This is a genomic window from Halalkalibacter urbisdiaboli (assembly GCF_002156385.1).
GTDB classification, from domain to species: Bacteria; Bacillota; Bacilli; order Bacillales; family Bacillaceae_D; genus Halalkalibacter_A; species Halalkalibacter_A urbisdiaboli.
The window spans coordinates 1,014,472-1,038,716 of sequence record NZ_MVJM01000003.1 but is presented as its reverse complement, the minus strand read 5'-3'; the positions used below and the strand labels follow the sequence as shown (position 1 = coordinate 1,038,716).

21 protein-coding genes, 20 tRNA genes, 1 rRNA gene, 1 riboswitch and 1 other annotated feature are annotated in these 24,245 nt (G+C 38.9%); of the genes, 31 read left to right on the top strand and 11 right to left on the bottom strand.

Going from position 1 to position 24,245, the window contains the following annotated elements:
- Positions 1–81: 81 nt before the first annotated feature.
- The 21 genes from rrf (at position 82) to B1R93_RS19535 (ending at position 2,631) form a co-directional block, all read left to right on the top strand.
- A 5S ribosomal RNA gene (gene rrf, locus B1R93_RS19635) occupies positions 82–197 on the top strand.
- Between the two features lie 23 nt (positions 198–220).
- Positions 221–296: transfer RNA gene (locus B1R93_RS19630), tRNA-Ala, on the top strand.
- 13 nt (positions 297–309) lie between these two features.
- Positions 310–383, top strand: a tRNA-Met gene (locus B1R93_RS19625).
- A gap of 18 nt (positions 384–401) precedes the next feature.
- Positions 402–475 (top strand) — tRNA-Ile (locus B1R93_RS19620).
- A 13-nt stretch (positions 476–488) separates the two neighbouring features.
- Positions 489–581, top strand: a tRNA-Ser gene (locus B1R93_RS19615).
- A 358-nt stretch (positions 582–939) separates the two neighbouring features.
- Positions 940–1,016 (top strand) — tRNA-Met (locus B1R93_RS19610).
- 5 nt (positions 1,017–1,021) lie between these two features.
- Positions 1,022–1,098 (top strand) — tRNA-Asp (locus B1R93_RS19605).
- A gap of 29 nt (positions 1,099–1,127) precedes the next feature.
- Positions 1,128–1,203, top strand: a tRNA-Phe gene (locus B1R93_RS19600).
- 6 nt (positions 1,204–1,209) lie between these two features.
- Positions 1,210–1,285, top strand: a tRNA-His gene (locus tag B1R93_RS19595).
- An 8-nt stretch (positions 1,286–1,293) separates the two neighbouring features.
- Positions 1,294–1,368 (top strand) — tRNA-Gln (locus B1R93_RS19590).
- Positions 1,369–1,370: 2 nt separating this feature from the next.
- A tRNA-Gly gene (locus tag B1R93_RS19585) sits at positions 1,371–1,445 on the top strand.
- Positions 1,446–1,472: 27 nt separating this feature from the next.
- Positions 1,473–1,561 (top strand) — tRNA-Leu (locus tag B1R93_RS19580).
- A gap of 5 nt (positions 1,562–1,566) precedes the next feature.
- A tRNA-Arg gene (locus B1R93_RS19575) sits at positions 1,567–1,643 on the top strand.
- Positions 1,644–1,662: 19 nt separating this feature from the next.
- Positions 1,663–1,739 (top strand) — tRNA-Pro (locus B1R93_RS19570).
- A 193-nt stretch (positions 1,740–1,932) separates the two neighbouring features.
- Positions 1,933–2,006: transfer RNA gene (locus B1R93_RS19565), tRNA-Gly, on the top strand.
- Between the two features lie 16 nt (positions 2,007–2,022).
- Positions 2,023–2,099, top strand: a tRNA-Ile gene (locus tag B1R93_RS19560).
- A 3-nt stretch (positions 2,100–2,102) separates the two neighbouring features.
- Positions 2,103–2,177 (top strand) — tRNA-Asn (locus B1R93_RS19555).
- Between the two features lie 5 nt (positions 2,178–2,182).
- Positions 2,183–2,257 (top strand) — tRNA-Glu (locus tag B1R93_RS19550).
- 9 nt (positions 2,258–2,266) lie between these two features.
- Positions 2,267–2,342 (top strand) — tRNA-Val (locus B1R93_RS19545).
- A 124-nt stretch (positions 2,343–2,466) separates the two neighbouring features.
- Positions 2,467–2,542: transfer RNA gene (locus B1R93_RS19540), tRNA-Lys, on the top strand.
- A gap of 7 nt (positions 2,543–2,549) precedes the next feature.
- Positions 2,550–2,631: transfer RNA gene (locus tag B1R93_RS19535), tRNA-Leu, on the top strand.
- 169 nt (positions 2,632–2,800) lie between these two features.
- Here B1R93_RS19535 and B1R93_RS19530 read toward each other — a convergent pair.
- On the bottom strand, positions 2,801–3,061 hold the full coding sequence (locus tag B1R93_RS19530) for a hypothetical protein (RefSeq protein WP_088105613.1): 261 nt from the start codon (positions 3,059–3,061) through the stop codon (positions 2,801–2,803).
- Between the two features lie 210 nt (positions 3,062–3,271).
- Between B1R93_RS19530 and B1R93_RS19525 the strand changes: the two genes are divergently transcribed.
- A complete protein-coding gene (locus B1R93_RS19525; RefSeq protein ID WP_088105612.1) occupies positions 3,272–4,456 on the top strand; it encodes an MFS transporter in 1,185 nt (394 codons plus the stop codon).
- A 41-nt stretch (positions 4,457–4,497) separates the two neighbouring features.
- Here the strand turns inward: B1R93_RS19525 and B1R93_RS19520 are convergent, their stop codons facing one another.
- On the bottom strand, positions 4,498–5,499 hold the full coding sequence (locus B1R93_RS19520) for an LLM class flavin-dependent oxidoreductase (RefSeq protein WP_088105611.1): 1,002 nt from the start codon (positions 5,497–5,499) through the stop codon (positions 4,498–4,500).
- Positions 5,500–5,735: 236 nt separating this feature from the next.
- Positions 5,736–5,817, top strand: a riboswitch (cyclic di-GMP riboswitch).
- A gap of 189 nt (positions 5,818–6,006) precedes the next feature.
- Between B1R93_RS19520 and B1R93_RS19515 the strand changes: the two genes are divergently transcribed.
- The gene (locus B1R93_RS19515; protein ID WP_088105610.1) at positions 6,007–9,186 is read left to right on the top strand and encodes an EAL domain-containing protein; all 3,180 of its coding nucleotides are present in this window, start codon (positions 6,007–6,009) and stop codon (positions 9,184–9,186) included.
- Between the two features lie 83 nt (positions 9,187–9,269).
- Here B1R93_RS19515 and B1R93_RS19510 read toward each other — a convergent pair whose 3' ends face one another.
- The 4 genes from B1R93_RS19510 to B1R93_RS19495 form a co-directional block, all read right to left on the bottom strand.
- Complete coding sequence (locus B1R93_RS19510; protein WP_088105609.1) at positions 9,270–9,749, bottom strand: CBO0543 family protein; 480 nt, start codon at positions 9,747–9,749, stop codon at positions 9,270–9,272.
- 27 nt (positions 9,750–9,776) lie between these two features.
- Positions 9,777–10,244, bottom strand: coding sequence for a hypothetical protein (locus B1R93_RS19505; RefSeq protein WP_088105608.1), 468 nt, complete (start codon positions 10,242–10,244; stop codon positions 9,777–9,779).
- 10 nt (positions 10,245–10,254) lie between these two features.
- Positions 10,255–11,034, bottom strand: a complete 780-nt coding sequence (locus tag B1R93_RS19500) for a hypothetical protein (protein ID WP_088105607.1) — start codon at positions 11,032–11,034, stop codon at positions 10,255–10,257.
- Between the two features lie 152 nt (positions 11,035–11,186).
- A complete protein-coding gene (locus B1R93_RS19495) occupies positions 11,187–11,384 on the bottom strand; it encodes a hypothetical protein (RefSeq protein WP_088105606.1) in 198 nt (65 codons plus the stop codon).
- A gap of 473 nt (positions 11,385–11,857) precedes the next feature.
- On the opposite strand from B1R93_RS19495, the gene B1R93_RS19490 reads away from it, so the two are divergent.
- From B1R93_RS19490 to B1R93_RS19480, 3 genes are all read left to right on the top strand, one after another.
- Positions 11,858–12,325 (top strand): GNAT family N-acetyltransferase, encoded by a 468-nt coding sequence (locus tag B1R93_RS19490; RefSeq protein WP_165763887.1) that lies wholly within the window; start codon positions 11,858–11,860, stop codon positions 12,323–12,325.
- Between the two features lie 125 nt (positions 12,326–12,450).
- Positions 12,451–12,957 (top strand): hypothetical protein, encoded by a 507-nt coding sequence (locus tag B1R93_RS19485; protein ID WP_088105604.1) that lies wholly within the window; start codon positions 12,451–12,453, stop codon positions 12,955–12,957.
- 167 nt (positions 12,958–13,124) lie between these two features.
- Positions 13,125–13,475 (top strand): hypothetical protein, encoded by a 351-nt coding sequence (locus B1R93_RS19480; protein WP_088105603.1) that lies wholly within the window; start codon positions 13,125–13,127, stop codon positions 13,473–13,475.
- A 300-nt stretch (positions 13,476–13,775) separates the two neighbouring features.
- Here B1R93_RS19480 and B1R93_RS19475 read toward each other — a convergent pair whose 3' ends face one another.
- Together B1R93_RS19475 and B1R93_RS19470 are read right to left on the bottom strand one after the other, a co-directional pair.
- Positions 13,776–14,117: a YolD-like family protein gene (locus tag B1R93_RS19475; protein WP_088105602.1), complete on the bottom strand. Its 342-nt coding sequence runs from the start codon at positions 14,115–14,117 to the stop codon at positions 13,776–13,778.
- Complete coding sequence (locus B1R93_RS19470) at positions 14,114–15,343, bottom strand: DNA polymerase IV (protein ID WP_088105601.1); 1,230 nt, start codon at positions 15,341–15,343, stop codon at positions 14,114–14,116. The genes B1R93_RS19475 and B1R93_RS19470 overlap by 4 nt, the downstream gene beginning before the upstream one ends.
- Positions 15,344–15,506: 163 nt before the next feature.
- Between B1R93_RS19470 and B1R93_RS19465 the strand changes: the two genes are divergently transcribed.
- The 3 genes from B1R93_RS19465 (at position 15,507) to B1R93_RS19455 (ending at position 19,286) form a co-directional block, all read left to right on the top strand.
- Entirely contained in the window at positions 15,507–16,169 is a 663-nt protein-coding gene (locus B1R93_RS19465) for a cyclase family protein (protein WP_088105600.1), read from the top strand.
- 273 nt (positions 16,170–16,442) lie between these two features.
- Positions 16,443–17,213, top strand: coding sequence for an SDR family oxidoreductase (locus B1R93_RS19460; RefSeq protein ID WP_088105599.1), 771 nt, complete (start codon positions 16,443–16,445; stop codon positions 17,211–17,213).
- Positions 17,214–17,302: 89 nt separating this feature from the next.
- Positions 17,303–17,558, top strand: a binding site (T-box leader).
- Positions 17,559–17,627: 69 nt separating this feature from the next.
- Complete coding sequence (locus tag B1R93_RS19455; RefSeq protein WP_088105598.1) at positions 17,628–19,286, top strand: 2-isopropylmalate synthase; 1,659 nt, start codon at positions 17,628–17,630, stop codon at positions 19,284–19,286.
- A 97-nt stretch (positions 19,287–19,383) separates the two neighbouring features.
- Here B1R93_RS19455 and B1R93_RS19450 read toward each other — a convergent pair whose 3' ends face one another.
- Complete coding sequence (locus tag B1R93_RS19450) at positions 19,384–20,433, bottom strand: AbrB family transcriptional regulator (protein ID WP_088105597.1); 1,050 nt, start codon at positions 20,431–20,433, stop codon at positions 19,384–19,386.
- 576 nt (positions 20,434–21,009) lie between these two features.
- On the opposite strand from B1R93_RS19450, the gene B1R93_RS19440 reads away from it, so the two are divergent.
- Entirely contained in the window at positions 21,010–22,455 is a 1,446-nt protein-coding gene (locus B1R93_RS19440; RefSeq protein ID WP_088105595.1) for a DEAD/DEAH box helicase, read from the top strand.
- Between the two features lie 61 nt (positions 22,456–22,516).
- Here the strand turns inward: B1R93_RS19440 and B1R93_RS19435 are convergent, their stop codons facing one another.
- Together B1R93_RS19435 and B1R93_RS19430 are read right to left on the bottom strand one after the other, a co-directional pair.
- The gene (locus B1R93_RS19435) at positions 22,517–23,206 is read right to left on the bottom strand and encodes a hypothetical protein (protein WP_088105594.1); all 690 of its coding nucleotides are present in this window, start codon (positions 23,204–23,206) and stop codon (positions 22,517–22,519) included.
- A 13-nt stretch (positions 23,207–23,219) separates the two neighbouring features.
- Positions 23,220–23,429: a heavy-metal-associated domain-containing protein gene (locus B1R93_RS19430; protein ID WP_088105593.1), complete on the bottom strand. Its 210-nt coding sequence runs from the start codon at positions 23,427–23,429 to the stop codon at positions 23,220–23,222.
- A 207-nt stretch (positions 23,430–23,636) separates the two neighbouring features.
- Here B1R93_RS19430 and B1R93_RS19425 point away from each other — a divergent pair, with 207 nt between their 5' ends.
- Positions 23,637–24,206, top strand: a complete 570-nt coding sequence (locus tag B1R93_RS19425; protein WP_165763886.1) for a YdcF family protein — start codon at positions 23,637–23,639, stop codon at positions 24,204–24,206.
- The last annotated feature ends 39 nt before the right edge of the window (positions 24,207–24,245 follow it).

The window sequence follows — 24,245 nt, the reverse complement described above, 5'->3', positions numbered from 1 at the left end:
ATGGAGCGTACACCCGTACGTGACATGACCGAAGATCACGCAGCTGACGAAGAAATTCGCCGGTTATCTGAAGTCAAAAAGTTTGGTGGCGATAGCGAAGAGGTCACACCCGTTCCCATGCCGAACACGGTCGTTAAGCTCTTTTGCGCCGATGGTAGTTGGAGGATTCCTCCTGCGAGAGTAGGACGTTGCAAGGCATAACTAATTAACCTTTTATTATGGGGCCTTAGCTCAGCTGGGAGAGCGCCTGCCTTGCACGCAGGAGGTCAGCGGTTCGATCCCGCTAGGCTCCACCATATTTTAAAATTTGGCGGCGTAGCTCAGCTGGCTAGAGCGTACGGTTCATACCCGTGAGGTCGTGGGTTCGATTCCCTCCGCCGCTACTATTATATCTATAAAAAGGATCCTTAGCTCAGTTGGTCAGAGCGGTCGGCTCATAACCGATTGGTCGTAGGTTCGAGTCCTACAGGATCCACTTTATAACCTTTGGAGGAATACCCAAGTCCGGCTGAAGGGATCGGTCTTGAAAACCGACAGGCGGGTTAAACCGCGCGGGGGTTCGAATCCCTCTTCCTCCGCCATCTAATCTACATCGACGCATTACCTTCTCAGAATATACGAGAAGAGGAAGAAACAGTTGTTACATCATTGAGTAAACAACATCCATTACTTTAAAACGACGCGGGGTGGAGCAACGAGCATTCTCATCGTGAAAATGCTACGAGTAACATCGACGCATCAACTTCTTAAAATACAAGAAGAGGAAGATGTATTCTTCAGTGAAAAACAACATCCATTACTATACAACGACGCGGGGTGGAGCATGAAGCGAAACTTCGTCGAAAAAACATCGACATGTCTCGACGCATGACCTTCTTGAAACACGAGAAGAGGAAGAGACAACATCATGAATAAGCAACATCCATTACTATATGACGACGCGGGGTGGAGCAGTCTGGTAGCTCGTCGGGCTCATAACCCGAAGGTCGGAGGTTCAAATCCTTCCCCCGCAACCAAAAATGGTCCGGTAGTTCAGTTGGTTAGAATGCCTGCCTGTCACGCAGGAGGTCGCGGGTTCGAGTCCCGTCCGGACCGCCAATTAAAAGTAGAAATGGTTTTTCGTTTCTGGCTTGGTAGCTCAGTCGGTAGAGCAATGGACTGAAAATCCATGTGTCGGCGGTTCGATTCCGTCCCAAGCCACCAGATATGGCGATTGTGGCGAAGTGGTTAACGCACCGGATTGTGGTTCCGGCATTCGTGGGTTCGATTCCCATCAGTCGCCCCATAAACTAATGGGCTATAGCCAAGCGGTAAGGCAACGGACTTTGACTCCGTCATGCGTTGGTTCGAATCCAGCTAGCCCAGCCAATGCGGAAGTAGTTCAGTGGTAGAACACCACCTTGCCAAGGTGGGGGTCGCGGGTTCGAATCCCGTCTTCCGCTCCAAAAAAATAAAAAGTCCTTAAAACCGATGCCGGGGTGGTGGAATTGGCAGACACACAGGACTTAAAATCCTGCGGTAGGTGACTACCGTGCCGGTTCAAGTCCGGCCCTCGGCACCAAAGATGCGCCCGTAGCTCAATTGGATAGAGCGTTTGACTACGGATCAAAAGGTTAGGGGTTCGACTCCTCTCGGGCGCGCCATGAAAACATATAGTAGTGACGGGAAGTGGCTCAGCTTGGTAGAGCACCTGGTTTGGGACCAGGGGGTCGCAGGTTCAAATCCTGTCTTCCCGACCATTGTTTTAAGGTCAAGCTTAGATTGTGATTGAAAAAGATGCGGGTGTAGTTTAGTGGTAAAACCTCAGCCACGAGCGTTTACATCGTCGAAACGGCAACGAGTTGTCTCGACACAGCAAGCTACGAAGAGTTGCTAGAAGAGGAAGAGACATGAATGTGCGTAAGATGAATGAGGGTAACAATTGAAAAAGATGCGGGTGTAGTTTAGTGGTAAAACCTCAGCCTTCCAAGCTGATGTCGTGAGTTCGATTCTCATCACCCGCTCCATTTAATAACATGAAATGGGCCTATAGCTCAGCTGGTTAGAGCGCACGCCTGATAAGCGTGAGGTCGGTGGTTCGAGTCCACTTAGGCCCACCATATTCCACAGTAGCTCAGTGGTAGAGCAATCGGCTGTTAACCGATCGGTCGTAGGTTCGAGTCCTACCTGTGGAGCCAAGAATGGCCCGTTGGTCAAGCGGTTAAGACACCGCCCTTTCACGGCGGTAACACGGGTTCGAATCCCGTACGGGTCACCAACACGAAATGGAGGATTAGCTCAGCTGGGAGAGCACCTGCCTTACAAGCAGGGGGTCGGCGGTTCGATCCCGTCATCCTCCACCATACATGCCGGTCTAGCTCAATTGGTAGAGACGAGCGTTTACCTTGTCGAGTAAGCAGACGCAGCCAACTATGGAGCTTAGCTAGAAGAGGAAGAGACACAATCTGAATAACTTCAAAAACGCAAGAGCCATTAGCTCAGTTGGTAGAGCATCTGACTTTTAATCAGAGGGTCGAAGGTTCGAGTCCTTCATGGCTCACCATAATTATGCGGGTGTGGCGGAATTGGCAGACGCGCTAGACTTAGGATCTAGTGTCTTATGACGTGGGGGTTCGACTCCCTTCACCCGCACTTTTCTACTAATAACAGGTGACGAAGCGAAGAGCAGGTAGTTTGAGGATTCCTCCTGCGAGAGTAGAACTTGTGATAAAGCATAACCCAAAGGGTTGTGCTTTTTTGGCTCTATATTGAATTCTATCATGTCTTTTCCTGGAACCTGTGCAAATTTAGATATTGGTACTTATATTATAAATCTAGTGTAAATCCACATACCAAGTTGATATAAATACCACGAAATAATTATGATATATAATATTGTACCATATGCTTTAATATAATTATTTTGACTTTTCTCTACGTTAGAAAATAGTATCATAGTAGTTGCTGCCAAAATGAAGAAAAAGGTGCCACCAAAAAACGCTAATAACAATGACGTTGATGCCAATAATAAATGTGTCAATCGTGAACGCTCAGTATCTTTGTTTAGTAAAAACTCTTTCACTTTTATCTCCCTCCTTTTCAATATTCTACCGATCAAATTTTATTTTAAAAAGCACAATTTTTTAGAAAACAGCCTTATTTAAAGAGTGTCACTTAAATAATAAAGCGGGAATACTGTTGTTTTTATTGAATCTATTAATAAAGTTGGATGTTGACAATATAATCATTATTTAAGGTGTACGATTAATGATCATGCTGTTAGGAGTTATATATGTTTAGAATTTCAGTATTTTACTTTGTTTTGTATTCCTCGTTTGCTGTGATTTTAATGTTTATGCCGTTATATTTGCAATATAATGGATTAGGTAAGGACGAAATTGGTTGGATTATGGCAATGGGCTCGGTTATATCTGTTGTAGGTCAGCCGATATGGGGATATATAAGTGATAAATTGAATTCTACAAAAACTGTCCTTTTTATTGTGATGGTTTGTACATTTGCTTTTAGTTTTCTATTATTCTCGGTCAAAACGTTTTTGACTCTATTATTTGTGTTTACGTTATTTATGTTTTTTATGACTTCGTGTGGCCCATTAACCGATAGTATTGCGATGTATTACGCTAGAACCTATAAAAAAAATTATGGTTTTATGCGTTCGTTCGGGTCATTTGGAGTTGGAATTTCAGCACTTATTTTGGGGATTGTTATTTCAATATACGGAATTGAATATCTTGGTTGGATGTATGCAATAATGATGAGCCTTTCTATTCCTCTTATTTTTCTCGTTCGTGAGGCAGAGCGAGAAGAGTCAGCATCTATTTCTCGTTCAACTATCACATTTTCTTCTATTAAAGTATTGTTTCAAAATAAAGTATATCTTTGGATTGTTGGAATAAGTTTTCTTATTTTAACACCACATAAAATGAACGATAGCTTATTTACAATCTATTTATCTGAATTAGGTGCAAGTGAGCAACAGATGGGGGTAGCTTGGATGTTAGCTACCTTTTCGTCAATTCCAGTTTTTATAGCAACAGGGATACTATTGAAACATTATCATGAGCTAGTGCTAATGGTGGCAGCAGCATTTGTGTTTACTTTACGTTGGTTTTTATATGGTTATATGGATCAGCCAAAAGTCTTAATTTACTTACAGCTTTTACAAGGTGTGACGTTCCCAATCTTTTTTGTTTCTGTGTTTCAGTATGTTACTAAGCTAATTCCAAAGGATTTGATTGCCACGGGCCAATTACTATTTATTGCTGCAGCAATTGGTCTAGGTGGGCTTGTCGGAAATGCAGGGGGTGGTTGGTTAATGGAGTCATTCTCTCCACAATTAACGTATCAGTTAGCAGGTGTCCTATCTACTGTTGGCTCTTTGCTTATTGTCGTAACAATCATTCGGGGAAAACAAAAAAATAAGAAACAAGTAAAGAATGTTTGTAAGGACGGATAAAAGGCAAGTCTACCTTTTATCCGTCCTTTTTAGTTGCCCTTTTAGGACAACTTTTTTATTTCACTTACGATTTCAAAAGAACGGAGGCGTGCGTGATGGTCGTAGATTTGACCATTTACAATCATTTCATCTGCATTTGTTTCATTTAAGAAAGTTTGTAGCTTTTCTTCCACTGTCTTCGGGCTTCCGATAACGGATGAACCAAGCTTGCTTTCAAGTGCTTGTTTTTCATGTTCTCCCCAAAGTTCAACATGTTCAGTAGCAGGTTGAAGTGGGGAGGGGGTGTTGCGAATTAAGTTCAAAAACTGTTTCTGCATCGACGTTGAGAGTCGTTCTGCCTCCTCATCTGTATTAGCAGCAATCACATTGACTCCAACCATTGCATATGGTTCCTCAAGACTTTCAGATGGTTGGAAGGTAGAGCGGTAGAGCTCAAGGGCCTGTAACGTATGTTCCGGGGCAAAATGACTCGCGAACGCAAATGGAAGTCCAAGTTGACCAGCTAACTGGGCACTGAAACCACTTGAACCGAGTAACCATATTGGTATGTTTAATCCTTCACCGGGGATTGCTCGTACACGTTTATTTTCTGTGCCAAAATACGCACGTAACTCAGCTAACTGCTCTGGGAACTGGTGACTATCACTTCGTCGATCACGACGAAGCGCATACGCAGTTTGGTGATCTGTTCCAGGAGCACGACCGAGGCCTAAGTCAATTCTTCCTGGGAAGAGAGATTCAAGAGTACCAAATTGTTCAGCAATCACTAAAGGGGAATGATTGGGTAGCATAATTCCACCTGATCCAACACGTATTGTTGAAGTCGAGGCAGCAACATGACCAATGACGACGGATGTGGCCGAGCTTGCGATTCCAGGCATATTATGGTGTTCAGCTAACCAGTATCGCGTATAGCCCCATTTCTCGGCATGCTGAGCAAGAGAAACGGTATGTTTAAATGAATCTGCGGCAGTACTGCCACGTAGGATCGGTGCTAAATCCAATACGGAAAAGCGAATATCGCGAAGCTGTTTATGTGACATAGTGTTCATCTACTTTCCTGTTTAATGCGTTTTTTAATAGATAGTGACTATTAGTTCAATTTATTTTAACAATTATTTCACAAGCTTTAAAATATAATGCTTATTTCCTCTTTTTAAATCCTGTAAAAGAACTGTTTTATCATTTTAACAAATCCTTAACGCATTTTTGTCTAATTAACAATTGAATGAACCTGTTATGTAAGGTAGTATTATATTACACATTATAATCGGACAGAGTATAACATTGGCAAAACTCTTGAAAAGGAGTGACGCAAAGCTACGGGCCTAAATCGTTGACATGGTCGCCGGGTTGCCGAATGGTAGAGAGAAAGAAGCCTATGGCAAAAGTAGGTTTCTTTTTTAAAACTAGGAGACAAAGGAGATTCATAAGCTTTTAACGAAGAGCCATACATATGTTATGCCGCCTCTAATGAGGGGAGTAATTATTTACTCAAAGTGGTAATGAAGTTGTCTTGTGAATTCTAGAAACAATGTGATGGTGATTATATGAAAATACAATCAATAATCAATGAAACAAAAAAGGATGCAAATGATCGGAGTGATTTACTTAACCATGAAGAGGGTTTACATTTGGATTCTCTTTTTCACCTTCATCCTCACAATATCTACTCTCTTGATTTAAGAGGATATATTACAGACTGTAACGATAGTTGTATTCGGTTATCAGGATATAGCAAAAATGAACTTTTGAAACCGATGCATATGTCCGAACTTTTGTTTACTTATGAAGAGGATTATATTCAACAATTTTTTGAGAAAAGTAACATCGGAACACTCCATTCATTTCGAGCCTCTTTGAAGAAAAAGGATCGCTCCTGCCTAGATGTAAGCGTTACCTTCATCCCGAAAATTATCGCTGGTGAAGTTGTAGGTGCGTTTTGTATTTCTGAGGATATTTCCACACTTGTCGAAGCGGAGAACGTCATTGAACAGATGACCTATTATGACGATTTAACTGGTTTGCCAAATCAAATGATGCTAACAAAAGTTCTTTCCAATGAGCTTAATGTTACTAACAATGGTGTCGCTACTCTTTTTATAGATCTAGACCGCTTTAAAGGGATTAATGACACATTAGGACATGAAAATGGCGATCTTTTATTAAAGAAAGTGACATCTCGTTTAAAATCAACAGTAAAGGCTGATGATATCGTTGCACGCCAAAGTGGGGACGAATTCATCATCATTTTAAAGAATATGGATCGAGATATCGTTTCTAAAGTTGCAAGAAAAATAATAAATGTTCTTTCAAAACCGATTCGAATTCGTAATTATGATGTATTTACAACACCGAGCATAGGCATTAGTCTTTATCCGGAAGATGCTAAGACAGCCGATGCGCTAATCAAAAATGCTGAATTTGCTATGTATGAGGCGAAAAAACGAAGGCAAGATATTACGTTCTATTCATCAAACGAACATGATTTGAAATTAAGTCCATTTAAAATGGAGATGGAATTATACAAGGCGATTGAGCGTAAGGAGTTTTCATTACAGTACTTACCGAAAGTTGATTTGAAATCAGGAAAAATCCTAAGTATAGAAGCACTTATTCGCTGGGAACATCCTCGTTTAGGGAAGGTATCACCAAGAGTGTTTATTCCGGTAGCAGAAGAAACTGGATTGATTCATTCCATTGGTGAATGGGCTCTTAACGAAGCATGCAGACAAAATAAAGCCTGGCAAGAAAAAGGTTTCTATTTTACTGTCTCTGTAAATTTATCCGGACTTCAATTTACTCAAAAAGATTTAGTTGACGTAATAGTGAGAAGTTTAGAACGGACTGGACTTGAGCCACAATATTTAGAACTTGAAATAACGGAAAGAGTTACAACTGATAATAATCAAACTATTGAAGTTTTACAAAAGCTGAAAGGGCTAGGAATTCAAATATGTATTGATGATTTCGGGAGAGGATCAAGCTCTTTGAATGACTTAAAACAGCTGCCAGTTGACACATTAAAAATCGATCAATCATTTGTACAAGGACTTTATAAAAATCCAGATGATGAAATGATTGTTAAATCGATTATTTCAATGGCTCATCATTTTAATTTACGGGTAGTAGCTGAAGGGATAGAGACGAAAGAGCAGCTAGCGTTTTTACAGCAGCACCACTGTGACGAAGGACAGGGATTCTTTCTAAGTAAACCTGTACTTGCTAATCAATTGGAGCATAATTTAATTGATATTGAGAAAAAAGTCGTGCAATACGGAATTTCTCAAGACGTAAGTGAAAAAATGTGGGTCGAAAAGCTCTTACAAAAGGCAAGAGAGGAACTAAACGAAACGATTCGACTCCAGCAAGGAATGATTTATAAGTTTAAAAAAATAAATCAACGCTTTGTTCATACTTTATGCGATGGGGAATTAATGTATCGAATGGGCTTTATTCCAAATCAGATTGTGGGGAAGGAGTTACATGATTTTCTTCCAAAAAGTGAAGCTGACCGGATTCAGTTAAGCTATTATCGGGCTTGGAATGGTGAAGACAACGTCATGTTTGAAGGAGAGGTAAATGGGGTTTGTTATCTAGCTGCGTTAAGTCCAATCAAGCGTGGTGGAGAGGTCCATGAAGTGATTGTTTCCTGTGTAGATATAACGGATCGGAAAAATACTGAAAAAGCCTTACGTGAAAGCGAGACTAAGTACCGACTTATTGCTGAAAACATGACAGATATCATCATCCTGTTTGATACAAATGGGGAGAGTATCTACGTCTCTCCTTCCTTCCATACCGTGCTTGGTTTTTCGCTTCAATCTAAAGAGGAAAAGCTAATCGATCATATTCATCCAGATGACGTTGAATATGTTACCACACAATTCAGCCATATCATTAATGCTAAATCATCTTCACAAATTGAGTTTCGTTTCATTAATTCAATGGGAGAAGAAGTGTTAATTGAATGTGTCGGAACAGCCGTTTTAGGTGAACAAGAAAACGTTGAGCATGTGATGATTATCGGGAGAGATGTTACAGAAAAACGCAAATCTGAAGAACGTTTATGGCGTTCCGAGAAGCTTTCGTTAGTTGGAGAGTTAGCCGCTGGAGTAGCACATGAAATTAGAAATCCGATTACATCCATTAAAGGCTTTATACAACTTATTCAACAAGGTCAAATTAAAGATGAGTATTTTGACATCATTTTACCTGAATTCAATCGTGTTGAAGGAATTATTAAAGAATTTCTATCCCTAGCTAAACCTCAAGAAATTCAGTTAAAGGAAGTTTCAATTTCTCGTTTGCTTCGTGAAGTCGAAACCTTACTCGAATCAGAAGCTCATTTAAGAAATGTTCAGTTCTCATCTACGATTGAACCAAACTTACCACGTATCATGTGTGACAAGAATCAAATGAAACAAGTAGTTATTAACATTGTGAAAAATAGTATTGAAGCGATGACAGATGGTGGTCTGATTACGTTTGATGTGAAAGCGGAGAATGAGCATTTGTTAATTAAAGTTATTGATAATGGCGTTGGTATAAGTCAAGAACGACTTCAACGTTTAGGGGAGCCTTTTTATAGTAATAAAGAAAAGGGAACCGGACTTGGGCTTATGCTATGCTATCGAATCGTTCGAAAGCATAATGGTACTCTAACCATTAAGAGTAAGGAGAAAATAGGGACAACGGTAGAGATTCGCTTACCATTGTGTAATGGTTAACATTTACAAAAAGACATGACTCTGATAGTCATGTCTTTTTACATTTAAACCAAAGGTATTGATTTTTAAAAAAGGATTATCACTTACTTATATAGAACCTTCCGTAAATAAAAGCTGAGTAGCCTTTCGGAAAGAGATTTTGCTGATATACTAAGATACGTGTTATGCCATTTCCAATTTTTGTTCCATTTGATTAAGTTTGATTTCCGTTCTGCCCATATTTCAATTAATAGCATTGGGATGGAAATCATTAACCATTTGTAAATGATCGTTAAAGGTTGATTATTATAGGTTAGTCTGTTAAAGAATACAGTAATTGCGGGGTACATGAGGTAATCAAATAAAATGTTAGTTTTAAAACATTTTGGTAATAACCGTACAGGATATACAACAATGTTACGTGTATTAATCATCTTGTCAAAAACACCATTTGTCATAGCATTAAAGAGATAGAGCATGAACCATTGTCTTCGTAATGAACCGCTTAATAAAAAGGGTAATGTTCCTAATGATAACACAAGTAGTCCGTATAATATTACGTGCTCATAAGTTTTTGGTTTCATTAAAGGTCCTCCTTGTTGAGTGTTCACCTAGAAGTCGTCATCTACTTTTGCTACACCTAGGGCGAGATTGTCCCATAAGATGTTCTCAACTTTCTCAACTTGTTCTTTTTCACAGTGAACAACAAGGACTACTTCAGACTTTTTTCCGCGAATTTGTCTGTTTCTCTTATGAATCACCTTAAATAGTATGTAATCAATGATAAATCCAAGCATAAACCCACTTGCTGCCCCTATAAGACCCCAATAGATAGGGCCCCATTTTAATTCAAATCCGATACTCGCACCAATGACGGAAAACGCAGTTCCAATTGCTGCTCCTTTATCAAAAAGACTTACGCCATCTGCTCGATGTAGAGTATCGAATAATCGCCTTTCTTCAACGCGGTTATTGAGAGGGACAGCTAAAATCGCATTCTTTTCAATTCCAATGTTCTCTAATGCAGTGATGGCTAATTCTAGATAGGTGGAATGTTCGTAAGTTGAAAAGATTTGCAAAGGCTTCACCTCATGTTCGTTTCGATAGTTTGACGCGATACTGTTGATAATTTTTGATTAAATAATTTTTTTGTTCAGTATCAAAAAGCTTATTCGTTTCGACCGTGTTAACATACGAATCATAGGCAGCAAACCCGATATGGGAGGGAATAAATAATAGCCATTGTGGATTTAAGGCCTGTGTTGCAAGTGTAACTTCACCAAAGAAGAGATAATGAATGGCTACCAATACGTTTGAAAAGTAAACAAAAATAACGACCCAAAATATGATAAAAAAAGATTTAAAAATTTGATGAGAATAGAGTTGTCCTAAACCAGGTGTGAAAAGAGACCACATTACTGCCATTGTAGGTTTTCTTTTATCAAGGTAATTGATTTCCCACGCCCCAATGCTATATGTCGGGAAGCTAGCTTGTTCTCGTTCAGCTAGAATATATTCACTATTTATGTTAACAGCTGTACGGTAGCTGTCCCAAATGGCAAAAAGGTACACAGGAATATATAACAAAAACCATCTAGGTTCAAGAACAGCTTTAGCCATTTCGATATTTCCTGTAAACGAATAAACCATTGAAAGGTTCAAGTTAGTCATATTGTTAATGAGAATTTCCCAAAGAAACAGAGTAAAGCCTCTAAGGTTTTTTGCTATTAACATGTGTCCAAATCCTGGGAAGGCAGCTGACCACCAAGCAACAATATACGGATTGTGCAAATGCAATTGAGTCGTTCCTATTGCACTAATATAGGCTTTGAAGCGGCGGGCTTTATTTGTCGGATTAAAATTTCTCACGTGGTTACCTCGTCGATGTAATTGTTCTATATTAGGATTCATTATTTTTTATAAATCATTCATTTATTTTTATAGAAATAAAAAAGAAACAGGTTGCTCTAAAGAGATTAATCTCTGTTTAGGCAAACCTGTTCCTTAAAATGATTAAGCGATTACATTAAAAATTTATTGCAATGCGGACATAATGACTTATCGTAATCAAAAGGAATGCTTTCACCACATTGCTTACAACTTCTTTCATTATCCTCTGAATGGGTCTCAGCAGATGATTTACTTTTGCGTAACGATAAAACAATAGCAACCACGACTAGCACGACCACAGCAATAATAAATAACAATCCTGATGACATGCTATCATCTCCTTGTTAGGTTTTGGATCGACTCGCTTATTCTATTCCTACTCATCAATTTATGGTTTAGAACACAAAAGTCTGAATTTTCGACATTTTAATATTGGATATTTAACCAAAAGGGCAATTTCTGTGTTATGTTGAAAAAGAGTCTGAATATCCAAACAAAGAGAAACAAAATGAGAAAATACATGATATTCATAGTTAGTTTTGTACCACTCTATATTGCTTTTGAAATTATATCGGGGATAATTTTTTAAAAGCAATGTTTCTTCCTGACTTTTCAAATATTGAAGTAAGCACAGGCTATTTCAAAGAGTATAGTGTCTTTCTTTAAATAAAAATTTAGTAGGAATGAATTCTAATAGAAAGAAAGGGAAGTCAAGTTCGTGTTGCAAGTAAGTAGTAGGAAAGGAAGTACAACAGTGTACTGAATGTCGTAAAATTATTAAACTTCTAACGAGGTGTCTTTAGTGAAAATAAACAGAGCAAATGTAGAACAGTATCGAGTTATTTCTGAATTATATCATGACTTAATAAATGAGATTGGTCAAAAAACAAAGACTAAGCAAAAATTACCGAAAATCTCTGATTCATTAGAGTTATGTAAAAAATTGTTAGAGGATGAAAGCTACATCGTATTCTTAGCAGAGGAGGATAATCAAATAATAGGTTTTATCTCATTATGTCCAAGTCGCTCTTTGTATGCTGGCGGAGAATTTGGGATCATTCAAGAGTTCTTTGTTCGTCCAAGCTATCGTTCAAAGAAAGTAGGAACACAATTATTAGCGGCGGTAAGTAATTTTAGTAGAATAATGAAATGGAAACGAGTAGAGGTAGCTACACCTCCTATACCACAGTTTGCTCGATCCTATATGTTTTATCAATCGCATGGTTTTGTCGATTGCGAAGGGAGAAAAATGAAATTACTTATTAAATAATTAAACTCAGACCTAATTATCGGGTTAGCGTATAAGGTTGTACTTTTTCTCTATATGAAACCTTTCTCGAAAATGTTCGTCTTATGTAATAAAAAGAATGTATTCAGAAAGGTGTTGTATAACCAATGTTAAAATTCCGAAGAATGCTCGTGTTTTTGTTTCTTTTTACTTTATTAGGTTGCGGCGAAACGTCGATGGTTGAATTAGAAAATGGTTCGTCCCAGTCCGTTGAGAAGGGAAAAGCTACCCTTGATAAACAGACAGCGGCTGACCTATTAACTACGTTCTCTGACAAACTAAATCTATCTGTGGATGATCAGATGAAAGTTCAAGAATATGCTACAAAAGATGAATTCTTTCAGAGCTTCTCTAATATTGCTTCTCGCGAATGCGTGGAAGAGTATTATGGCTATTTATTCACTGAAGAAGATGATGGACTTTATTTATTAGCTTCAGAAACACCGGTTTGGGTCAATGTTGAGGATGATTTTGCGTTAAACGAAATATCATCCGAACACTATGTACTGGTTCAAAATTCATCGAATGAACTTTATGGGAAGTATGAAATCTCAATTAGCTTTGATTACAAAGATGGACATTGGCTGATTAACACAATCGAATCAAGTTTTTAACTAATACCTCCCAAAGGTTGGTTGTCTTTTATTAAAAGAGACGCTAGGCATTCCTATAAAAGGAGTGCTTTTTTGTTTAATCTATGAAACAGTATCTCCATATCTTAACAATTGGAGTGGTTAACATGTTAATATAAGGAAAATACACTTAATTAGGTCGTGTTGTAATGGTAATCATTCAAATCCTATACATTCTCCTATTTGTCGTTTTTATTATTTTTAATATAAAATCAAAATTTAACAAATTAACTACGGAGGAAAAAGAAGACGTAAAAAAGGAACTAAGTACCCCCGGAAAATTTATTCTCAATGGGTTACAGCTTATCGGTTATTTAACTTTTTTTTCGGGAATGATCTTTGAAATAGATGAGGTAATAGTCATTGGGATTATCTTAGTAGCTGTTGATGCGAGTATTGTCGGAATTGGATTATGGAAAAAAAGTATTAAAAGAGCTATTCTTTTATATATTTTTGTGATAATGATATTAATATATCTTTATGTCTTTTATTTTAAGTAATTATTGGTTTCTGTCATTAAGAATGATGTCTTAAACAATCCCTACGGCTTCATTATTAGCATGGCGAGAAGGGGCTGTTTTTGCAAAATATGAAAATCTTGAAGTGTACAGAAACTTGTACAGTAGAATAAATAGCTTCAAAATGGCTAATCTATAAAGCTTTTATTGTCTCTAAATATAAGTATAAAAGGCTCCACGAATCGTCCTCCTTCTTTTAATTGAACTCATATTTATCGTTATCTTGGTATACTATATTGGAATTCTGGTGTGGGGGAGAGGGGATATTATCCACCTCAACTGTTACAAGCGTTCAACCCTTCTTAAGCAATCAATGTTGATTTTCATAACGCCAAAAGATTCGGTCTCGAGTTTAATAAACTTCATTTGATAATCGACTAAGTTTACGATACCGTTTACTACCTTAAAAAAACCGTCTTCCCAATACTCCACTTCGATAGATAAGGTGTAATGTAACGAATCCATAACAACATAGCCGATCTCCTGCAATTCCTGATCATCAAGGAGTGGTTTAGGGACTTTTTTTAAGGTTTCTTTTCGAGCGAGTAAGGCCTGCTTATGTTCCGGTAAGAACATTCGACTGCTTTCCCATAAGAGATTTCCACGTTTTAATGGTTCAATCATTTATAATGTCCTCCAATCTTTTTGGAACGTTCAAACACTTGACCAGCTTTTACAAGAGACGACGCTCTTACAATCGAAGTTGTTCCATATTTGTTATTGATTTCGTCCATTACATAGCCGAGGTCAAATTTCTTTTCTTTGTCTGTTTCAAATAAACTTAATTGTAGTTCGTTATCAGGGCTTAGCTTTGTGATACTTACGGCTAACCGCCGAACGGGCTGCTGATTCCAGAACTGCAGAAACAGTCCTTCAACTGCATGAAAAATATCGAGGCTAATGTTAGAAGGCTCCGCTAACGTTGTTTGACGATGAAAGCCTGTTGGGAAATCATAGCTGGCTCCGCTAACGCTAACAGAAATGGTTTGCCCCATGACACGAGAGTTTCGAGCTCTACGGCACACTTCCTCACACAATTCGAGGAGAACGACTTTAATTTCTGCATAGGCTGCGTAGTCCCGAGGCAACGTCATCCCATGACCAATGGCTTTTTGTTTATCATGAGAGGCTGTCGTGACAGGAGAGTAGTCAATGCCGTTTGCCGTCATCCAAAGCACATGCCCGTTGATGCCCCATCTTTTAATAAAATATTCGGCCGACAATGCGGCAATATGACCGATGGTACGAATACCTCGATTGCGAAAATGCTGTGTCATTTTTGAGCCGATCCCAAACATCTTATCGATAGGAAGCCTCCAAAGAGTGTCGGCTAATTCTTCTTTTTTTAGCCAATAAATCCCCGATGAGTTTTTCTTTGAGAAGTTATCGCAGGCCATTTTCGCTAATACTTTATTTTCGCCAATACCAATTCGCGCTCGGACACGGGTCTCAAAATAAATCTCACGTTGGATTTTCTGAGCGATTTCAAGTGGTGACCCAAACAACGCTTGACTATGGGTTACATCCATAAACTGTTCGTCGATCGAAAAGGGTTCAACCATATCGGTGTAGCGTTCTAAAATCTCCGTAATTTGCACAGATACATCAATATAATCCTGCATTCGTGGTCGGACAACAACAGCTTCGGGGCACTTTTGCTGAGCTTCCCATAGGCGTTCGGCATTTTTCACACCACGTTTTTTCGCTAATGGGCAAGCGGCTAAGATGACACCTGAACGTCGTTTGGGATCTCCTGAGACAACGAGGGGACGAGTTTGGTACTCTGGGTGCTTTGCCTTTTCGATTGATGCATAAAAGGATTCCATATCTACGAGAAAAACAACTTTCATAATAAACCATCCCTTAAAGCGAACTAATGTTTGTATCTATTATATGCGAATGTGCGTTCGATATTCAATGGTTAATCATACCAGCAGAACGACCCAACTGGGAGTTTATGTTAAAATAAATGGAGTAAAGTAAAGATAGATTTGAGAGAGGAGTAAAAAAGAGATGAAGCGAACGTATATCGATTTAAGTCATACGATTGAGAATGGTTTAGTTACGTATAAGGGGCTTCCGGCTCCAATTATTTGTGATTATCTAAGTAGAGAGGAATCGCGTCAGCATTACGAGCCGGGTACGGAGTTTCAAATTGGAAAAATCGAAATGGTTTCCAATACAGGAACGTATGTCGATGTTCCATTTCATCGTTACGTGAAAGGAAAGGACCTCTCGGAAACGGCCATTCCGAAAATGGCAGGATTAGAAGGGATTGTTATATATATCGATTCATCAGTAAAAGCGATCGATGCGGACTCGTTTTATCATCTTGATTTGAAAGAAAAAGCGGTATTAGTTCATACAGGTTGGGATAATTACTGGAATACGGAGAGGTATTTTGAAAACCATCCGTACCTGACAGAGAAGGCTGCGCAATACCTCGTCAGCCAAAACGTTGCTTTAGTCGGAATAGATTCCGTTAATATTGATGATACGTCGGGAAAAGCTCGACCCGTTCATACGACGTTATTAGGTGAAGAAATTCCGATTGTCGAGCACTTATGTCATTTAAACCAATTATCAAAACCATTTCGCTTTTATGCAGTTCCACCAAAACTAAAGGGTGTTGGAACGTTCCCAGTTCGTGCATTTGCAGAAATTGTCGAAGCGTAATATAAAATTCCTTGCTTTCAGATAATTTCCTTTGTTATAGTAAGTCCGGAAATGTGAAGAGAGGGGAATCTAGATTCTATATGTGGCAGACTTTGTAATGGTAGATTAATTTGATAGAAGCCTCCTGTTTAACGTTAAAGGGAGGAGTATGTCTATCTTTACCATACAAGGGACGCAAGGTTACAGACCAGGCAGATACCTTTGGAGGAATCTGCTTTTTTTTATAACATCTCCTATGTAATCGTGTTCCTTAATTTAAGGAGGAACGAATAGATGAATCATAAAAAGATTGCGATTGTCACGGGGGCAAGTCGCAGAAAAGGAATTGGCACAGCGATCTGTAGAGAATTAGCACAACAGGGTGTAAACCTGTTTTTTACGCATTTAACTAAGTATGATCAAAAAACTGGCTACGATGATGCAGAAGATAAGTGGCCAGAACAATTAAAAAGAGAATTGCTTGAATATGGTATTGAAGTTGGGCATATGGAGCTCGATTTATCGAAGGAGAATGCATCGACTGTACTTTTAAATGAGGTGGAGCGAATTCTCGGTCAACCGACGATTTTAATTAATAATGCAACCCATTGTGTGGACGTCAATTTTAGTAAATTAACAGCAATGATTTTAGATGATCATTATGCTGTGAACGTTAGGGGTACGTGTATGCTTTCTACTGAATTTGCTAAACGACTCCAAGGAAGACAAGCGGGGCGTATTGTTAACTTTGTGTCAGGGCAAGATAAGAGCCCCGAGCCAGGAAATTTGGCATATGTTACGACAAAAGGAGCGGTTTCAGCTTTTACAAAAACGTTGGCGATGGAGCTTGCGCCTTATCAGATAACTGTTAATGCGATTGATCCCGGGCCGACCGATTCAGGCTGGATGAATACAGAAATCCAGCAATTTTTAAAGCCGAAATTTCCAATGGGACGTATTGGGGTCCCAGAAGATGCGGCTCGTTTAGTTTCCTTTTTAGTTAGTGATACAGCTAGCTGGATCACGGGACAAATTATTCATTCAGATGGTGGGTTTAGAGATTAGCGTGACTTTTCTAACTAATAAATCAACTTTTTTTATAAAAGTTATTGATAACAACAATTTTATATGGTACGTTATTAGCAATATTTAAACAAAATACGTTGAAGAGGAATAGTAGGTTTTTGGGAACGACCAGAGAGCTGTTGGATGGTGCGAAACAGCCGTAAACAAAACCCGAACTCACCTTGAAGTAGCTCGCTGAAATGGAAACAGAGTAGGTGGAGACGGAGCCTAACCGTTATAATAGGAGGATATAAGGTCGTAGAACCCGTATCTGCATGAGTGCACGCCTTTTTGGCGTGAATCGGAGTGGTACCGCGTAAGATGTCAAAGTCTTTCGTCTCTGTTTTAAGAGATGGAAGGCTTTTTTGTGTATAAAATTAACCACATAAGGGATTGAGGAAAGGGTGTTAGTCAATGAAAAACGTCAATAAATACGCAAGAGGTTACTTTATGCCTCCAGTTACAAGCTTGAAATGGACAGAGAAGGAATATATTACGGAAGCACCAACATGGTGTAGTGTCGACCTGCGCGATGGAAACCAAGCGTTGGTCGTTCCGATGAATTTAGAAGAGAAGCTAGAATATTTCAAAATGCTAGTGAAAATTGGCTTTAAAGAAATTGAAGTTGGCTTCCCGGCTGCATCAGAGACGGAGTACACATTTTTACGTACATTGATTGAAAAAAATTTAATTCCGGACGATGTAACGATCCAAGTGTTAACTCAATCAAGAGACCATATCATTAAAAAAACATTTGAGTCGCTTAAGGGTGTTAACAAGGCCGTGGTTCACTTGTATAATTCAACGTCTGTCGCGCAGCGTGAGCAAGTGTTTAAAAAGTCGAAGGAAGAAATCATTAACATCGCTGTTACAGGGGCAGAATTATTAAAGAAATATGCAGCTGAAACGGAAGGGAATTTTAAATTTCAATACTCTCCTGAAAGCTTTACAGGGACAGAAATTGATTTTGCACTAGACATCTGTAATCAGGTATTAGATGTCTGGCAGCCGACAGCTGAGGATAACGTGATTATTAATCTACCAGCAACTGTATCGATGTCAATGCCACACGTCTATGCAAGCCAAATTGAATACATGAGCGATCATCTAAAATATCGCGACAATGTGATTTTATCCATTCACCCTCACAATGATAGAGGAACAGGAATTGCTGATGCAGAACTAAGCTTACTTGCAGGTGGTCAGCGGATTGAAGGAACGCTGTTTGGAAACGGTGAACGTACAGGTAATGTTGATATTGTGACACTTGCTTTAAACTTGTATTCACACGGGGTTGACCCTCAGTTGAATTTCGAAAACATTCTTGAAATCATTGAAATGTATGAGCGTGTTACTAAGATGCGGGTTCATGAAAGACAGCCTTATGGTGGAAAGCTAGTATTTGCTGCATTCTCAGGATCGCATCAAGATGCGATTGCAAAGGGAATGAAATATCACGAGGAGCATGAGAGTGATACATGGTCTGTTCCTTACTTGCTTATTGATCCGAAAGACATTGGTAGAGAATATGAGGGAGATGTTATCCGGATTAACAGTCAGTCAGGAAAAGGTGGTATTGGTTATTTATTAGAGCAGCATTACGGACTTGATCTGCCGCCAAAAATGCGTGAAGGTTTTGGATATAGCGTCAAAAATGTCTCTGATCAGAAGCAGAAAGAATTGATGCCAAATGAAATTTACGACATTTTTATCCAAGAATATGTGAACTTAATCTCACCAGTTGAATTTATCGAGTATAGTTATACGAAAAGCGCTGACTATCAAACAAATGTCACGATTCGCTACAAGGAACAGGTAGAGGAGATTTCAGGCTCTGGAAACGGGAGACTTGACGCAATTAGTAATGCACTTCAAACAAGACTAGGAATTAACTATAAAGATTTATCTTATAAAGAGCACGCTCTTGAAACAGGTTCTGAATCAAAAGCGGTATCCTATGTCGGAATTACGGCCGAAGACGGCAAAGTATATTGGGGCTGTGGAATCGACGTTGATATTATGACTTCCTCTGTTAAAGCACTCTTTAGTGCAGTTAACAAGATGGTTGACTAAAGGGTGATAAGGGAGTGATTTGTCAGTAAATACAATCACTCCCTGTTCTATAAATGATAAATAATCGATGGATTGACTACAAATCAGCACGAAGGTGTTAGCTCACCTTCGTGCTGTTATTTGTTCTGCTTCTTTTTCTGAAAAACCAGCTAAGAAAAGGAGGGACTGCTACTAGAATGACAAGAATTCGTGTAAGCTGGAGAGCACTCACAATGGCAGGGTCAGCGCCGACAGTCGCTGCAGTTAGCACCATCTCAATTAAGCCACCAGGGGCGACACTTAACATCGCCGTAGCTAGGTCTAATGATGTTATCAAAGAAAAGAAGGCACCTAATAAAAAAGAAAGACAAATGAGAATTAAAGAGACACTGAAATAGATCAAACTATACTTTCCACCAGCCTTTACATCAGCAAAGGAAATGTTTTTACCTAACCCAATACCAATAGCTAGTTGACCAGCAATTAAAAGAAGCTCGGGAATCGTAGCCAGATTTAAGACTAGATTCATAAGTGCTGTCAATACTAGCGGACCAATGACAATACCGGCTGGAATTTTGTTTCGAATAAGGACACCAAGTAGAGCAGGGAAACTAAACCATAAAACATTCCAACCGAACTCAAAGGGTGTCGTTATACTCTCGATTGCAACGCTTGATTCAGTAAAAAATAGAATAATCACACTTGGAACAACAAACAGGACTGTAAGTAAGCGAACCGTTTGAAAAATGACGACATAGGAGGAATTGGCGTGAAGAGCTTCACTGGCAATGACCATTTCTGATAAGCCACCCGGAATTGAGCCAAATACACTAGTCACATCATCCACGTTTATCCATTTTGTAATGGTCATGCTTATCGCAATACTAGAGAAAATCAGAATACAGGTCACAAATAGAAAAGGGAAAACGTAAGGCCCTATCGATAAAAATGTACTAATTGTAAAATAAAGACCAAAATAAAGACCTAGAATGATTAAGCCTATATTTTTAACCGCATTTGGCCAATAGGCTTCTCTGTGCGTAAACCCTTGCCATAGCATGACAAAGGTTAATGAACCAAGAATCCATGGTAAGGGGAGATTGAGGTTATTAAATAAGAAGCCTCCTAAAAAACCGAGCAAGGCCGTTTCGATAAACCGTTGTATCATTGTTTTGACTCCTTTAGTATATCTACGTAAAACTTTCGATTCCCGAAGTACATACTCCTTCACTATAACTAAAAAACCTTAGTCTTAAAATAGGGTTAAGTCCAATTTTGTAAAAAGAATGCAAAAATGAGGAGTTTTTTACCGATGTCCGGTATACACGTGAGATTATAGATAAGGCTACCACAGATTTTGGTGAGGATTATCTATAAAGGTTATGGAGAATGTAGTATCATTAGAAACAAATGTCAAACAAGTGCTACAGAAGGTTTCATTAAGTGAAGTCGAAGCGGGTCTTGTTTACGTTACAGACGTAACATCTAAAAGTCTGTGCCAACCTGCTTTACTGAGTTTAAATAAGATGTGTTACGAATTGTGTGTAATAGAGGCGGAACGCGTAGCCAAAAGGCTACTGAGTTCTTGGAAGCAAAAGGCTTTGAACGTGTAGAATCCTTAAAGATGGAATGATAGGTTGGAACAAAAAGAAATAAACTAAGTCGTTTCGTACCTAATCTGCATACAAAGGGAACGCATTGACACAAGATATAAAAAAGGACACAGCAAAGAAGAGGTATTGAGATGAACAAACAACCATTTACGAACGGTGTTATAAGTGAAGAAATTAAAAAGGCACTTACTAGCTTAGGCTTCCGCAATCCAACAGAGGTTCAGGCGCAAGTCATTCCAAAAGCCTTAGCAAAAAAGGACCTTGTCGTAAAATCACAAACAGGCAGTGGGAAAACAGCTGCGTACGGAATCCCACTTTGTGAGCTTGTTGACTGGGAGGAGAATAAGCCTCAGGCCCTTGTATTAACACCTACAAGAGAGCTGGCAGCACAGGTGAAAGAGGATATCATTAATATCGGTCGCTTTAAACGCGTGAAAGCGACGGCGATTTACGGTAAACAATCCTTTGAGCGTCAGAAGCTTGAATTAAAGCAAAAATCACATGTCGTTGTTGGAACGCCAGGACGTGTATTGGATCATATCCAAAAAGGAACCTTGAATGTTGAGCGTCTTGAGTATCTGATTATTGATGAAGCTGATGAAATGCTCAACATGGGCTTTATTGACCAAGTTGAAGCCATTATCCATGAGTTGCCTACTGAGCGTGTAACGATGTTATTTTCCGCAACATTACCAGAGGATATTAAGGCGCTAAGTGGTAAATATATGAAGGCTCCTGTCTATATCGAAATTGAGTCAAGCGGCTTAACGACGGATCGAATTGAGCACCTATTAATCGAAGTAACCGAAAACAATAAATTCTCTATTTTAAAAGACATTCTTATCGTTGAAAATCCAGACAGTTGTATTATTTTTTGTCGTACACAAGAAGAAGTTAATCATCTCTTTAACAAATTAGATGTTCTTGATATTCCATGTGATAAGCTGCATGGTGGTATGTATCAGGATGATCGCTTTGAGGTAATGAATGATTTTAAGAAGGGCAGGTTTCGCTATTTAGTCGCAACGAATGTAGCGGCTAGAGGCATCGATATCGATAGTGTCACACATGTCCTAAATTATGATCTTCCATTAGAAAAGGAAAGCTTTGTTCACCGGACAGGACGAACCGGACGTGCGGGTAAAACAGGTAAGGCAATCACCTTTTACACATCAGAAGAACGTAGATATGTGAAAGAAATTGAAGACTTTATTGGCTTTGAATTACCAAAATCAAATCCTCCTTCTAAAACCGAGGTCAATAGAAATGAAGCAGCCTTTGAAAAAAAGCTCAATACAAAGCCGGAATTAAAGAAGGATAAAAGTGCAGAACTGAACCAAGACATCATGAAGCTGTACTTTAACGGAGGTAAAAAGAAGAAGCTACGCGCTGTTGACTTTGTTGGGACAATCGCTAATATTGAAGGAGTAACAGCTGATGACATCGGAATTATTAACATTCAAGAGAATGCCTCCTTTGTAGAAATCCTAAACGGAAAGGGTTCAATCGTTCTAAAACAAATGAAAGAAAAAACAGTAAAAGGTAAGCAGTTAAAGGTTCATAAAGCGAAGCAATAAAAGAAGACTAGCTTCAAAAAACGAGCTCCCGGTAATAACGGAAGGCTCGTTTTTTTGAAGTCTAATGATACTTTTTCTGTTCTTGTTGCTCGCCTGAAACAATGTCTTTTACTTTTTCAACCGCTTCACGAGCCATCTCATCAACAATCATGATTTGATCCGTATCTCTCGTATTTGTTGGAATCTCAAATTGGAGTTTTTCTGCATAAGGTGCTGAACGGTTTAACATGAAGGCTGATGTTACTTCACAATATACATCACGTGCTGTTTGCGCATCCATTTTCCCTGTTACAATATCATGCATTAAATTCAACGCAATAATGTTGGCTTCTTCCATATCGCAGCGTGAAGAAACCTCTCCCTTTGTTCGTTCGATGATGACACTGCCATCAAACTTTGCAAGCTCCGTAAACTTTTCAGGTGGTACCTGATAGTCGATGACATTTTCAATAACATCCGAGTGAGGTTGTGGGAAATCATGTGGGATTTCTTCTTGATAAACAATCGTTCTCTTCCAAGGTCCATTTTTATACCAAATAAGCCTACTTGAAATGGCTTCATTTGGTGGTCCGTATCTGTTAATCGTTAGGTTCGCTGATTTTTTTGATAATGCAGGCCAGTCGTTAATAATTGAGTTAACCGTTTGAAGATCGACTACATTACTGGGACTAGACGTAGCCTTAAAGGCATGAGCTTTTAAACCACTTGACATAGCAATTGCAGCCGTTTTCCATTTTTCTTGTTGATCCATCATTTACCTCCATTTAATCTAGTACGTGCAGACCGTGCTGCTTAATATGGGTAATAATTTGGTCCTTATTGACCTCATTTTCATTGTATGAAACTTTAACTTCACCATCGTCCATATCTACAAGAGCACGCTCGATCCCATTCATTTGCATAAGTGTCACCTCTAGCGTTTGAATCGGTTGTTCTTTGGTTGCTTCTTGAATAATAATTGTCATATCCTGCATTAGCCGTCTTCCTTTCAAACATAAAGTTGATAACTGAGTTCATTATGAGAATCCCCAACAAAAAGCAATCTATGTATGAGAAGGCAAATCAGGATAATTAAATGAGGGGATGTTAAAGGCGCATTAGAAGAATGTAGCAAGAAGAGGTGGATATCATTACTATTTAAAGATATAATTCCCTTAGAAACATCAGAGATGAGGTTAACGATGAGAAAACTACTGTATGTATTACTATCCATTTTTGTCATGTCACTCATTTATATTGTTTTCGTTACAGTTGCAATTACATCGACTGCAAAACAAGAGACTGTGGAGAATGCTGATTATGTCATCGTCTTAGGTGCTAGGCTCCATGGCGAAACTATGTCACTTTCGTTACAAAATCGAGTTCATGCTGCACTTGAATATTTGCAGAATAATCCGGGCGCAAAGGTTATTGTTTCGGGTGGACAAGGACCAGGCGAATCGATTACAGAGGCTGAGGCGATGAAACGTTTTTTCATAGAGCAAGGAATCGAAGGAGAGCGGATTATCAAAGAAGACCAATCAACATCAACCTTTGAAAATCTTAAACTATCGCAACCAATGCTAGAGGAAGATGCGACTATCGTCATTGTTAGCAATGATTTCCATTTGTATCGGGCAACCGTAATCGCAGGGCGCTTAGGAATGGAACCATATACGTTGGCAGCAAAAACACCAGCTATAGTTAAAGGTAAAATGTGGGCAAGAGAGTATGTCGCTGTAGCAAAAACGCTTATTTTTGATCGAGAGTAAGAATAGAAGTAACATTAGGTGAAAGCATTAACGAGGAGG

What these genes read in the sequence shown, in the direction of transcription:
- B1R93_RS19430 (WP_088105593.1), bottom strand. Translation starts at nt 23,429, where the DNA reads ATGCAGGATATGACAATTATTATTCAAGAAGCAACCAAAGAACAACCG.
- B1R93_RS19525 (WP_088105612.1), top strand. Translation starts at nt 3,272, where the DNA reads ATGTTTAGAATTTCAGTATTTTACTTTGTTTTGTATTCCTCGTTTGCT.
- B1R93_RS19510 (WP_088105609.1), bottom strand. Translation starts at nt 9,749, where the DNA reads ATGAAACCAAAAACTTATGAGCACGTAATATTATACGGACTACTTGTG.
- B1R93_RS19465 (WP_088105600.1), top strand. Translation starts at nt 15,507, where the DNA reads ATGAAGCGAACGTATATCGATTTAAGTCATACGATTGAGAATGGTTTA.
- B1R93_RS19435 (WP_088105594.1), bottom strand. Translation starts at nt 23,206, where the DNA reads ATGGATCAACAAGAAAAATGGAAAACGGCTGCAATTGCTATGTCAAGT.
- B1R93_RS19425 (WP_165763886.1), top strand. Translation starts at nt 23,637, where the DNA reads ATGAGAAAACTACTGTATGTATTACTATCCATTTTTGTCATGTCACTC.
- B1R93_RS19495 (WP_088105606.1), bottom strand. Translation starts at nt 11,384, where the DNA reads ATGTCATCAGGATTGTTATTTATTATTGCTGTGGTCGTGCTAGTCGTG.
- B1R93_RS19485 (WP_088105604.1), top strand. Translation starts at nt 12,451, where the DNA reads ATGTTAAAATTCCGAAGAATGCTCGTGTTTTTGTTTCTTTTTACTTTA.
- B1R93_RS19470 (WP_088105601.1), bottom strand. Translation starts at nt 15,343, where the DNA reads ATGAAAGTTGTTTTTCTCGTAGATATGGAATCCTTTTATGCATCAATC.
- B1R93_RS19480 (WP_088105603.1), top strand. Translation starts at nt 13,125, where the DNA reads ATGGTAATCATTCAAATCCTATACATTCTCCTATTTGTCGTTTTTATT.
- B1R93_RS19460 (WP_088105599.1), top strand. Translation starts at nt 16,443, where the DNA reads ATGAATCATAAAAAGATTGCGATTGTCACGGGGGCAAGTCGCAGAAAA.
- B1R93_RS19515 (WP_088105610.1), top strand. Translation starts at nt 6,007, where the DNA reads ATGAAAATACAATCAATAATCAATGAAACAAAAAAGGATGCAAATGAT.
- B1R93_RS19475 (WP_088105602.1), bottom strand. Translation starts at nt 14,117, where the DNA reads ATGATTGAACCATTAAAACGTGGAAATCTCTTATGGGAAAGCAGTCGA.
- B1R93_RS19450 (WP_088105597.1), bottom strand. Translation starts at nt 20,433, where the DNA reads ATGATACAACGGTTTATCGAAACGGCCTTGCTCGGTTTTTTAGGAGGC.
- B1R93_RS19520 (WP_088105611.1), bottom strand. Translation starts at nt 5,499, where the DNA reads ATGTCACATAAACAGCTTCGCGATATTCGCTTTTCCGTATTGGATTTA.
- B1R93_RS19455 (WP_088105598.1), top strand. Translation starts at nt 17,628, where the DNA reads ATGAAAAACGTCAATAAATACGCAAGAGGTTACTTTATGCCTCCAGTT.
- B1R93_RS19440 (WP_088105595.1), top strand. Translation starts at nt 21,010, where the DNA reads ATGAACAAACAACCATTTACGAACGGTGTTATAAGTGAAGAAATTAAA.